9 protein-coding genes are annotated in these 11548 nt (G+C 31.6%); 4 read left to right on the plus strand and 5 right to left on the minus strand.

All coding sequences use genetic code 11. From position 1 onward, the window contains the following. Positions 1-237 precede the first annotated feature (237 nt). Positions 238-690, minus strand: coding sequence for a helix-turn-helix domain-containing protein (locus B3C18_RS19860; RefSeq protein WP_291150731.1), 453 nt, complete (start codon positions 688-690; stop codon positions 238-240). A gap of 312 nt (positions 691-1002) precedes the next feature. On the opposite strand from B3C18_RS19860, the gene B3C18_RS19865 reads away from it, so the two are divergent. From B3C18_RS19865 to B3C18_RS19880, 4 genes are all read left to right on the plus strand, one after another. After that, the gene (locus B3C18_RS19865; RefSeq protein WP_291150733.1) at positions 1003-2157 is read left to right on the plus strand and encodes a M14 family metallopeptidase; all 1155 of its coding nucleotides are present in this window, start codon (positions 1003-1005) and stop codon (positions 2155-2157) included. Positions 2158-2234: 77 nt separating this feature from the next. Further along, positions 2235-2714 (plus strand): Lrp/AsnC family transcriptional regulator, encoded by a 480-nt coding sequence (locus B3C18_RS19870; protein WP_007805990.1) that lies wholly within the window; start codon positions 2235-2237, stop codon positions 2712-2714. Between the two features lie 93 nt (positions 2715-2807). Next, complete coding sequence (locus tag B3C18_RS19875; RefSeq protein ID WP_291150760.1) at positions 2808-5393, plus strand: phosphoenolpyruvate carboxylase; 2586 nt, start codon at positions 2808-2810, stop codon at positions 5391-5393. A gap of 30 nt (positions 5394-5423) precedes the next feature. Further along, positions 5424-5939, plus strand: coding sequence for a DinB family protein (locus B3C18_RS19880; protein WP_291150762.1), 516 nt, complete (start codon positions 5424-5426; stop codon positions 5937-5939). Positions 5940-6159: 220 nt separating this feature from the next. Here the strand turns inward: B3C18_RS19880 and recQ are convergent, their stop codons facing one another. The 4 genes from recQ to B3C18_RS19900 form a co-directional block, all read right to left on the minus strand. After that, on the minus strand, positions 6160-8280 hold the full coding sequence (recQ, locus tag B3C18_RS19885; RefSeq protein ID WP_291150764.1) for a DNA helicase RecQ: 2121 nt from the start codon (positions 8278-8280) through the stop codon (positions 6160-6162). 135 nt (positions 8281-8415) lie between these two features. Continuing rightward, the gene (locus tag B3C18_RS19890) at positions 8416-8829 is read right to left on the minus strand and encodes a DNA primase (RefSeq protein ID WP_291150766.1); all 414 of its coding nucleotides are present in this window, start codon (positions 8827-8829) and stop codon (positions 8416-8418) included. 9 nt (positions 8830-8838) lie between these two features. After that, the gene (locus B3C18_RS19895) at positions 8839-9807 is read right to left on the minus strand and encodes a deoxyhypusine synthase family protein (protein WP_056209248.1); all 969 of its coding nucleotides are present in this window, start codon (positions 9805-9807) and stop codon (positions 8839-8841) included. 109 nt (positions 9808-9916) lie between these two features. After that, a complete protein-coding gene (locus B3C18_RS19900; protein ID WP_291150770.1) occupies positions 9917-11320 on the minus strand; it encodes an arginine decarboxylase in 1404 nt (467 codons plus the stop codon). Between the last annotated feature and the right edge of the window lie 228 nt (positions 11321-11548).

Raw genomic sequence — 11548 nt, forward strand, 5'->3', positions numbered from 1 at the left:
AATTGTTCCCGTTGCTTTTGACTGGGGTAAAAAGGAAGTAAAATTTGGTAAAGCATTCTTCCCAACAGGAGATTACGAAGCAGATTTATCTATTTTGAAAAAGCATTATGAAGGAGTTATCGGAAAAATTCCTCAAAATGGTTTTCAGTTGTAAATTTTCGACGTTTTTTTAAGTTACGTGAGAATCGCTTAAATGAAAATTATTTTTAATTTTTTTGAAATATGCGATTTTTCAAATTACGGATTATAGGCCTTGAAAGTTCCGTTTTTATAAAAGATAACTATTTTCTCAATTTTACCTTCTTCAGAGATTAAATTTTGATTTTTAATTTCTGGAGAAATTCTTGTTTCTGTTTTTTCAGCTTCTTTATAATGAATCGCAGAAAACAAATCTCCGCCATTTAAATTTTCATTTGAAATAATAGGAGCAGGAGTTTTTGCAGTTTCAAAAACTTCTTCATTGTTTTTAGGAAAACTTCCTTTTCCGTTCAAAATCCAATACAAGTCAACATCCGGAAAAACCTCCATAATTTTCATGACAAAATCCAAGCTTGGTTTGTTTCTGCCAGAAAGTAGGTGAGACATACTAGAACGCTGTACGCCAATTTTATCTGCAAAAGAAGAAGCATTTAAGGCATAATAATCCAGTATAATTTCAAGACGTTTTACAAAATCATCGATGTTTACCATTGTAAATTATTGTTTTTAAAACCGTTGTTTACAAATGTAACTAAAAGAAACTAATAAAGCAATTTTACAGTTGTAAATCGTATATAAGTGGTTGTTTAATACTAATTTAAACTTTAGATGATTGTATTTAAATGACTGAAATATTGATATTTATATTTATTTATTTTAAGTGATAACATTTGTTAACTCATATCCTTTCTTAAGGGACAATAAACGTTAAAAACCTGTTTACAATTATAAATTATTATTCTTTTTTACTATTTACAATTGTAAATATAAAGATGTTTACTTTTGTAAACTAATCAAAAGACAATGAATTTAGAAGAATTATTCAGCCAATACAAAGAAAAAACAATACAAGGTCGTTACCTGACTTTAGATCATATTCAACCTTTATTAGATAAACTAAATACCAATAACCAGGTACAAATAATTGGCAGATCGGTTTTAGACGAACCTATTTATAGTTATCAAATTGGGACCGGAGAAACACGTATTTATCTTTGGTCGCAAATGCACGGAAACGAAAGCACTACCACAAAAGCATTGTTTGACTTTATTAATGTATTAAACAGTGGATCTGAAATTGCCGAGAAAATGCTTAAAACATTTACGTTTTATTGTATTCCTATTTTAAATCCGGATGGTGCAAGACTTTATACTCGTGAAAATGCCAATAAAATTGACTTAAACAGAGATTCTCAAAACCTGACCCAACCTGAAAGTAAGGTATTAAGAGAAGTTTTTGAAAATTTCAAGCCTCATTATTGTTTTAACCTGCATGATCAACGTACTATATTTGGTGCAGGAGATACTGGTAAACCTGCAACTGTTTCATTTTTAGCCCCTTCTTATAATGAAGAAAGAGAGATAAATGAGAATCGTTTAAAAGCTATTAATGTAATTGCAGGTATTAACGATGTATTGCAGAAGTATATTCCGGGACAGGTGGGACGCTTTGATGATTCATTCAATATCAACTGCATAGGAGATACTTTTCAATTTTTAGGAGTACCAACAATTTTGTTCGAAGCTGGTCATTTTCCTCATGATTACGAGCGTGAAATCACGCGAAAGTTCCTATTTTTCTCACTTTTTTCAAGTTTCGAACTCATTGGCGAAAACGATTTAGTTGATAACAGAATTAATGATTATTTGAATATTTCACAAAATAAAGTCGTTTTTTATGATTTTATGTATAAAAATATCAAAATAAATTATGATGGTATCGAAATTATTACGAATTTTGTCGCACAATACAAAGAAGAATTGATTGAAAATAAGATTCATTTTAACGCTTACATAGTTGAAGCGGGCGAATTGGAAAATTATTTTGGACATTATGAATACGATGCGAAAGGGGCAATTTATTCTGATGACTTTAGTGGTTTTCCGAAATCGAATCAAAAAGCAGATTTTTATTTAAATAAAAATGTTAAATTTGTTAACGGATTGATAAAAAGTTAATTTTTATGTGAATTTGTTGTTTTTTATATATATTTTTATACTTTGTAATAGCAATTAGTAATATTAATTAAAGAATTATGAGTAAATTTCGTTTAGATGAAGTAGATCACCAGATTTTAGATATGTTAATAGACAATACGAGAGTTCCGTTTACTGACATTGCAAAAAAACTATTGATTTCTGCTGGTACAGTACACGTTAGAGTAAAAAAGATGGAGGATGCCGGTATCATCATGGGGTCTTCATTAGCCTTAGATTACGATAAATTAGGTTATTCATTCATTGCTTATGTTGGGGTATTCCTTAATAATACATCACAAACTAAATTTGTATTAGAGCGTATCAATCAAATTCCATTCGTAACAGTTGCTTCTGTAACGACAGGAAAATTCAACATCTTTTGCAAAATTAGAGCAAAAGATACAAAACACGCAAAAGAAGTTATTTTCATGATTGATGATATCGAGGGTGTTTACAGAACTGAAACTATGATTTCATTAGAGGAAAGTATTAACGATAAGAAGCGTTTGATGCATACTATTTTCAAAAATATGTAACAATTCCTCTTGAATGCTATATTAAAATATAACCTCAAGTTTATTCTTGGGGTTTTTTTATGACCAATTAACCAACCAACTATAAAAGAATTTATGTACACGTTGCCAAAAATAGAACGTTTTAACAAAGACGTTCTCTCTAAATACCACATTTACAATAGTGTTTTCATAACATTACCATTTGATTCTATTGATAATACAGGTGTTTTACTGCCATTATTTACAGAAACCTGCGAAACGGGATTTAAAAAACAGGAAACTCCAAAAGAAATCTTTGATTTTTTCTCCAATAAGTTCCTGAACAATGCTTCAGAAACCGAAAAAATTGACTTAATGTTTCGTTTTATTCAATATATAGAACGCCAGATTGTATTGTTTGACGCTATTGAAGATGCTGCTTTTCCGGAAGTTAATAATATGGAAGGGCGAGGATCTTTGCGTGATATCAAAGAAAAATCAGATGCAAAAGAAAAAGACGACGAATTAGTTAATTTTTTAGAAAATTTCAATGTTCGTACGGTTTTAACAGCGCATCCAACTCAGTTTTATCCTGGTCCTGTTTTAGGAATTATAAACGATTTGACTGAAGCAATTCGTCAAAACGATTTATTACAGATTAAACAATTATTGGCACAGCTGGGAAAAACACCTTTTATTCAGCATGAAAAACCAAATCCTTACGATGAAGCCGTTAGTTTGATTTGGTATCTTGAAAATGTATTCTACGCTACAGCGGGAGAAATTGTGCATTATTTGCAAAAAAATATTAACGACGGAAATCAAATTCAGAATCAATTGATAAAATTAGGATTCTGGCCGGGTGGTGACCGTGACGGAAATCCATTCGTTACAACAGAGATTACATTGAAAGTTGCAGATCGTTTACGAACTTCAATTTTAAAGTGTTATTATGTTGAAATGAGAAATTTAAAAAGAAAGCTAACTTTCTCAGGTGTAGATACTTTGGTATCTGATCTTGAACATAAACTTTATCGTTCTGTATTTTATTCTAAAGGAGAAATTTTTATCACTTTAGATGAATTATTGACGCAGCTTAATAAAATTAGAACTATAATTATTGAGAAACATCAATCTTTATATTTAGACGATTTAGAAGCTCTTTTAGTAAAAATTAATTTATTCGGATTCCATTTTGCGACTTTAGATATTCGTCAGAATAGTAAAATTCATAATGCTGTATTTAAAGATGTTGTGAATTATTATTTGAATTCAGGTTCAGATACTTTTCCTAAAAATTACTACGAATTGACAGAAGATCAAAAAATCGATGTTTTATCAAAAATAAAAGGAGATTTAAATCCAGCTGATTTTGAAAACGAAATTACAAGATCGACTTTAGAATCTGTTCAGGCAATAAAAACCATTCAGGAAAATAATGGTGAAGAAGGAGCGAATCGTTATATTATTAGTAATAACGAAAGTGCCTTAAACGTAATGGAAACTTTTGCAATGATTCGTTTGAATAATTGGGAGAATCCAACGGTTGATATCATTCCGCTTTTTGAATCTGTAGATGATTTGCAAAATGCACATCAAATCATGGAGCAATTGTATACAAATCCTGAATATTCTAAGCATTTAAAATCAAGAGGGAACGAACAGACAATTATGCTTGGTTTCTCTGATGGTACAAAAGACGGCGGTTATTTAATGGCTAACTGGAGTATTTATCAGGCTAAAATTTCGTTGACTGAAATTTCAAGAAAATACGGAATTAAAGCTATTTTCTTTGACGGACGTGGCGGACCTCCTGCACGTGGTGGTGGAAAAACACATAAATTTTACGCTTCTTTAGGCCCAAAAATTGAAAATAAAGAAATTCAGATCACGGTTCAAGGACAAACAATTAGTTCTAATTTTGGAACTTTAGATTCTTGCCGTTTTAATATTGAAAACTTATTAAGTGCCGGTGTAACCAATCAGGTTTTTGGTAAAGAAAAAAATGAGCTAACTCCAGACGAAACTCAAATCTTGACGCAATTAGCTGATTTAGGTTATGACAAATATTTAAGTTTTAAGAATCATCCGAAATTCATTCCTTATTTGGAAAAAATGAGTACGTTGAAATATTATTCTAAAACAAATATAGGAAGCCGACCTTCAAAAAGAAGCAAATCTGAATCATTAGATTTTGCAGATTTAAGAGCGATTCCGTTTGTTGGATCTTGGAGTCAGTTAAAACAAAACGTACCAGGATTTTTTGGAGTAGGAACTGCTTTGAAACATTTTGAAGAATCAGGTCAATGGGATAAAGTAAGCGATTTGTACCACAATTCATTATTCTTTAAAACCCTGCTTGAAAACAGTATGATGTCATTGGCAAAATCATTTTTACCGTTAACAGCATACATGAGAAAAGATCCTGAGTTTGGTGAATTCTGGCAAATTATCTATGATGAATTCTCTGAAACCAAACGTCTTTTATTGAAAATAGCGGGTCATAAAACCTTAATGGAAAATTATCCTGATGGTATAGCATCAATTCAAATAAGAGAGCGTATTGTACTGCCATTGTTGACAATACAACAATATGCATTGTTAAAAATTAATGAATTGAACAAAGAAAATTCTGCAAATGAAGAGCTTATCAAAGTTTACGAAAAAATCGTAACGAGATCTCTTTTCGGAAACACAAATGCAAGTAGAAATTCAGCTTAATCGTAATTTGTAAACTTTAAAATTATAAAAATGATTGCAAGTCAGTTACTAGAAAATGAATATTCAGGTCATTTTGCCACTTATATCAGAGAAGCTGGCGATGGAAAATTAATTGAAGAATTAGAAATTTCTCTTCACGATTTTATCCGATTTGTTCAGAATATTCCAATGGACAAATTTGATTATCGCTATGCAGAAGGGAAGTGGACAATTAAGGATATTATTCAGCATATCATAGATACGGAGCGTATTTTTGCTTATCGTGCTTTGAGATTTTCAAGAAATGACAAAACACCTTTGCCTAGTTTTGAAGAAGATGATTATGCCAATAATACAGAATCAAATAAAAGAAGTATTCAGGATTTATTAACGGAACTTTCTGCTTTAAGACATTCAACTTTATTGTTTTACAAAAGTTTATCTGAAGATCAGCTTAAAAGAATTGGAACGGCTTCAGGCAATCAAATTTCGGTTAGAGCTTTAGGTTTTGTGATGATTGGACATCAAAAACATCATCAAAAAGTTTTTGAAGAAAGATATTTGTAAGACTTAAAATTTATAAAAAACAAAAAACCTGTGAATTTACTTCACAGGTTTTTTTGTTTTGTCATTTCGAGGAACGAGAAATCACACAAGTATTTCCTTAAAGTGAATCGTCAATCTTTGTCGAGTTTCTAGTGCGATTTCTCGTTCCTCGAAATGACAAAAAAATCCGTATTAATCCGCGCCTTCGCGATAGCGAACCCGTAAAATCCGTGTGCAATCTCTATTTAGCACTTAAATGCTTTCTCTCCAAAAATGCCAAGCCAAATCTAATTTTATCATAAGACATTTTTTCTTCAAAGTGTTCAAAATAAGGTCGTAAAGCGCTAGGATTTTCTAATTCTAACTGAGCTTTTTCAATTTCAATAATTTCTTTATCAGAAACAAACTGGCTTAAATCAAAATCGTTTCCGTCCACATATAATTTTGCTAAATGAGAAACAATCGTGGTTTCTCCTAGATTTCTTTGTCCGGCGATTTCTTCAATAGAAAGTCCGTTTTGAAATAACTCTAGAGTTTTAGCGTACGTACTTTCCTTTTTATCTTTTTTAACGACGGATTTATTTCTTTGAAACTCAATAATTGCTTTAATAAAGTCTGCTCCATATTTTTCGAGTTTTGCTTTTCCAACACCTTCTACAGCAAGGAAATCTTCGTCACTCATTGGTCTCAAAATTTCCATATGTCTTAACGAAGCGTCACTAAAAATGACGTATGCCGGAACTTCTTCTTCCTGAGCAATTTCATAGCGTAATTTTCGAAGTGTTTCAAAAAGTGAATTTTTCGCTGCTGTTTTTGCTTTCTCTTGTTTTACTTCATTTTTGTCAATTACTTTCTTAACAACCGTTGTCAGTTTTACTTTTTCTCCTTCAAACAAAACTTTTTTAGCAAAAGGTGTTAATAAAATTTTATTATGCTGGTGAAACGCAATTTCACAATACCCTAGATTAATCAGCTGAATGAGGTATTGATTCCAATCGTACCAGGAAATATCGGCACCAATTCCGTACGTTTTTAGCGTTTGATAATTTTTTTCGTAGATATACGCGTTTTTTGAGCCTCTTAAAAAGTCAACAATTACGGCCAAAGGTTCTGTTTCTTGTAATCTTGTAATAGCAGAAAGGGCTTTTTGCGCGAGAATCGTTCCATCGAAAAATGTTGGCGGATTTTTGCAAATATCACAATTACCGCAATTTTCTGTAACCAGTTCTCCAAAATAAGAAAGAAGAATTTTTCGTCTGCAGCTTACTGCGTCTGCATATTGCTTCATTCGTTCTAATTTCGCAAGCTGAACATCAGAATTCAATCCTTCAGAAGCAAATTTTTGAAGCTGAATTACATCGGCATAACTTTCAAATAAAACAGTTTCAGCCGGTAATCCGTCGCGGCCAGCACGTCCAATTTCCTGATAATAACCTTCAATATTTTTAGGCAAATTATAATGAATAACCCAGCGAACATTTGATTTGTCGATTCCCATTCCAAATGCAATCGTAGCACAGACAACCTGACAATCATCATTAATAAACTGATCCTGAGTTTTTGCTCGGGTTGTATTGTCTAAACCTGCATGATAAGCTTTTGCGACAATTCCGTTTTTAGATAATTTCTCCGCAAGTTCTTCGGTCGTTTTTCGGCTTAAACAATAAATAATTCCTGATTCATTGGGTTTGTTTTCGACAAAATCAATGATTTGTTTTACACGATCTAAAGCTGGTCGTACTTCAAGGCTTAAATTTGCGCGATCAAAAGAGGCAACAAAAGTTTTTGGGCTTTTTAAATTTAATTGTTTGGTTATATCTACACGTGTTGCTTTATCGGCTGTTGCAGTTAAAGCTAAAACTGGAGTAGAAGGGAAGCGGTTTTTTAAATATCCTAAATTGGTATATGCAGGTCTAAAATCATGACCCCATGACGAAATACAATGCGCTTCGTCAATGGCAATTAAACTAATTGTCAATTCGTTAAAAACATTATCTAAATACGATAAACTTTCCGGAGCAATATAAACAAGTTTGAAATTATTCGACCTTAAATTATCGATATAAAATTGCTGTTCTTCAGATGATTGACTGCTGTTGATATAACATGCGGCAATTCCGTTTGTTTTTAAACTATCAACCTGATCTTTCATCAAGGCAATTAAAGGCGAAATAACAATAGTTATTCCAGGTAATATAAGCGCCGGCAACTGAAAACATATCGATTTTCCACCACCAGTAGGCATAATAGCTAATGTATCTTGTCCAGATAAAATAGTTTTTATTATCGTTTCTTGATTTGGCCTGAATTTTTCAAATCCGAAATTTTCTTTCAGTTTGGCGTGTAGTAATTCTGATTTCATATTGGCGAATAATTTATACTTTAAAAATATCTTTCAAAATATAAATATAGTAATTTTCTTATAATTTTGTTTGTATGATAAATAAAAAAGGAACTCAAAATAGAGTTCCTTTGTCTTTATTTTAAAAGTAAATGATTAATCTTCATCGTCCTCATCTTCGTCATCGTCAGCAATATCGTCTGGATCTCTGTCTTCATCGTCATCATCACCACCATCCACGTCTGGTTTATCTAGATTGTCATCATCGTCATCGTCATCATCTGCAGCATCATCATCAAGATCAAGACCTTTAACTGGTTCGATTGTATCAACATCAAGATCGATATCATCATCTTCATCATAATTTTCGATTCTGTCAGCAAGTTTAGTACTGATTTTTACTAAATAAATAGTGTCTTCAGTACGAACTTCAACAGCTTCTACTAATTCGTTTTTAGCGTTTCTAAAACGGATAACATCCGAATCATCATAACCATCAGGAAATTTTTCAACCAAAAGGTTTAAAATTTCATTTGTCAGTTTGGCGTAGTCTACTATAACTCTTTTCATAAAAATATCCTATAAATCTAATAAATATGCAAAAATTAACGGTGCAACAATTGTAGCATCCGACTCAATAATAAATTTAGGGGTTTTGATATCTAATTTACCCCATGTGATTTTTTCATTTGGAACTGCTCCTGAATAAGAACCATAACTAGTTGTTGAATCAGAAATTTGGCAGAAATAGCTCCAGAATGGAACATCATGCATTTCCATATCCTGGTACAACATTGGTACAACACAAATAGGAAAATCTCCAGCGATACCACCACCAATTTGGAAGAATCCAATACCGTTTTGGCTGTTTTTTGAATACCAATCAGCAAGGAAAGTCATGTATTCAATACCAGACTTCATTGTAGATGCTTTCAATTCACCTTTAATTACGTATGATGCAAAAATGTTACCCATTGTACTATCTTCCCATCCCGGAACAATAATAGGTAAATTTTTCTCAGCAGCAGCATACATCCAGCTGTCTTTTAAGTCAATTTCGTAGTATTCTTCTAAAACGCCTGATAATAACATTTTGTACATGAATTCATGTGGGAAATAACGTTCTCCTTTATCATCAGCATCTTTCCAGATTTTATAGATGTGTTTTTGTAAACGTCTAAAAGCCTCATGCTCAGGAATACAAGTATCTGTAACACGGTTTAATCCTCTTTCCAGTAAAGCCCATTCGTCTTCTGGTGTCAAATCACGGTAATTAGGAACTCTTTCGTAGTGAGAGTGAGCTACTAAATTCATGATATCTTCTTCTAGATTGGCTCCAGTACATGAAATAATTTGTACTTTATCTTGTCTAATTATTTCCGCAAAAATTTTACCAATTTCTGCTGTACTCATTGCACCGGCCATACTCACCAACATTTTAGATCCATTAGCTAATTGTTGTTCGTATTCTTTGGCTGCATCTACAAGTGAAGCAGAATTAAAGTGTAAATAATGTTTTTCAATAAACTGACTGATTGGTCCTTTCATTTTGTTTTTTGTTTTTTTGTTTTTTTTGAATTAAAAGTTTTTAACCTTTTGGATATATGCAAATTAATAATTTTCTAATTATTAACCTTAACTATTTTACAGTTTTTTTTTACAATTTTTTCTTGTAACCTAATATTTTTAATACGTCGTCTGAAGTCTGTTGTTCAGAGAAAACTTCTGTTGCCAGAATTCCATTTTCATCACGATCTATCAAAATATGTTTTGGCTGCGGAATCAAACAGTGGTGTAAACCTCCGTAACCTCCAATTGTTTCCTGATATGCTCCAGTATTAAAGAAACCGATATATAACGGCTTTTCCTTGTTATATTTAGGCAGATAAATGGCGTTCATATTCTGTTCTGAATTGTAATAATCATCACTATCACATGTCAATCCTCCTAACAGAACCCGCTCGTATGTATCATTCCAGCGATTAATTGCCAGCATAATAAAACGTTTATTGATAGCCCAAGTATCTGGAAGAGTAGTAATGAAAGATGAATCGATCATATTCCATTTTTCTCTATCGTTTTGTTGTTTTTGATACAAAATCTGATAGATTGCACCAGCACTTTCACCTACAGTAAACGACCCAAATTCAGTAAATATATTAGGAACATCAACTTCAGCTTCCTCACAAGCTATTTTAATTTGATTGATAATTTCATCAATCATATATTGATAATCATATTCAAAAGCCAGCGAGTTTTTAATTGGGAAACCACCTCCAATATTCAAACCATCAAGAGTAGGGCATTCCTTTTTAAGTGCAATATATACTTTAATACATTTTACAAGCTCGTTCCAGTAATATGATGTATCATTTATTCCGGTATTGATGAAAAAGTGAAGCATTTTCAGCTCTAATTTATCATTTTCCTGAATTTGTTTTTTGTAAAATGAAACGATATTTCTATAACCAATTCCTAATCTTGAAGTATAAAACTCAAATTTAGGTTCTTCTTCGGCCGCAATACGAATTCCTATTTTGAATTTTCCTTTGATTTCTGCCTGAAGCAAATCAAGTTCTTCATAATTGTCAATAATCGGAATAGTATTTTTATGTCCGTTATTGATCAATCTCGCAATATTGCTAATGTATTCGTCTCTTTTAAAACCGTTGCAAATTACATAGGTACTTTTGTTGATTTTACCATTTTCTAATAAATTTTCAACAATATTAATATCAAATGCAGATGATGTTTCAACATGAATATTATTCTTGAAAGCTTCATTCATAATATACTCAAAATGAGAGCTTTTTGTACAATAACAATAATAATATTTTGCCTCATATTTGTTCTTTTCCATTGAATTTCTGAACCAGGTCTTTGCCTTATTAATGTTTTCAGAAATTTGAGGTAAGTAAGTAAACTTTAACGGTGTACCATATTGTTCAACCAATTTCATCAAATCGATGTTGTGAAACTGAAGGTTGTCTTTGTTTAGTTTAAATTCCTCTTGTGGAAAGTAATATGTTTGATTTATTAGGTCCGAATATTTTGTATTCATTTATATTTCAATATTTTAAGTAGTAATTATTAAATTTAGTGATTTTATTCTAAATTTAAAATTCATACTCTAATATTAGCAAATATAATTTGCAGTTTTTCGTGTTCTGCTTTTGAGCATTGAAAAACATCAAAACAAAATGGGCTTTTGCTATTATAAAAACGATTCAACATTCTAAGTAAAGAACTGTTGAGACGGTTTCTGTAAGAGCTGAATTGTCTTTGTTTA

Origin of the sequence: Flavobacterium sp. UBA7680, from assembly GCF_002482975.1 — a bacterium.
In the GTDB taxonomy this organism is placed as follows: Bacteria; Bacteroidota; Bacteroidia; order Flavobacteriales; family Flavobacteriaceae; genus Flavobacterium.

What these genes read in the sequence shown, in the direction of transcription:
- B3C18_RS19860 (WP_291150731.1), bottom strand. Translation starts at nt 690, where the DNA reads ATGGTAAACATCGATGATTTTGTAAAACGTCTTGAAATTATACTGGAT.
- B3C18_RS19865 (WP_291150733.1), top strand. Translation starts at nt 1,003, where the DNA reads ATGAATTTAGAAGAATTATTCAGCCAATACAAAGAAAAAACAATACAA.
- B3C18_RS19870 (WP_007805990.1), top strand. Translation starts at nt 2,235, where the DNA reads ATGAGTAAATTTCGTTTAGATGAAGTAGATCACCAGATTTTAGATATG.
- B3C18_RS19875 (WP_291150760.1), top strand. Translation starts at nt 2,808, where the DNA reads ATGTACACGTTGCCAAAAATAGAACGTTTTAACAAAGACGTTCTCTCT.
- B3C18_RS19880 (WP_291150762.1), top strand. Translation starts at nt 5,424, where the DNA reads ATGATTGCAAGTCAGTTACTAGAAAATGAATATTCAGGTCATTTTGCC.
- recQ (WP_291150764.1), bottom strand. Translation starts at nt 8,280, where the DNA reads ATGAAATCAGAATTACTACACGCCAAACTGAAAGAAAATTTCGGATTT.
- B3C18_RS19890 (WP_291150766.1), bottom strand. Translation starts at nt 8,829, where the DNA reads ATGAAAAGAGTTATAGTAGACTACGCCAAACTGACAAATGAAATTTTA.
- B3C18_RS19895 (WP_056209248.1), bottom strand. Translation starts at nt 9,807, where the DNA reads ATGAAAGGACCAATCAGTCAGTTTATTGAAAAACATTATTTACACTTT.
- B3C18_RS19900 (WP_291150770.1), bottom strand. Translation starts at nt 11,320, where the DNA reads ATGAATACAAAATATTCGGACCTAATAAATCAAACATATTACTTTCCA.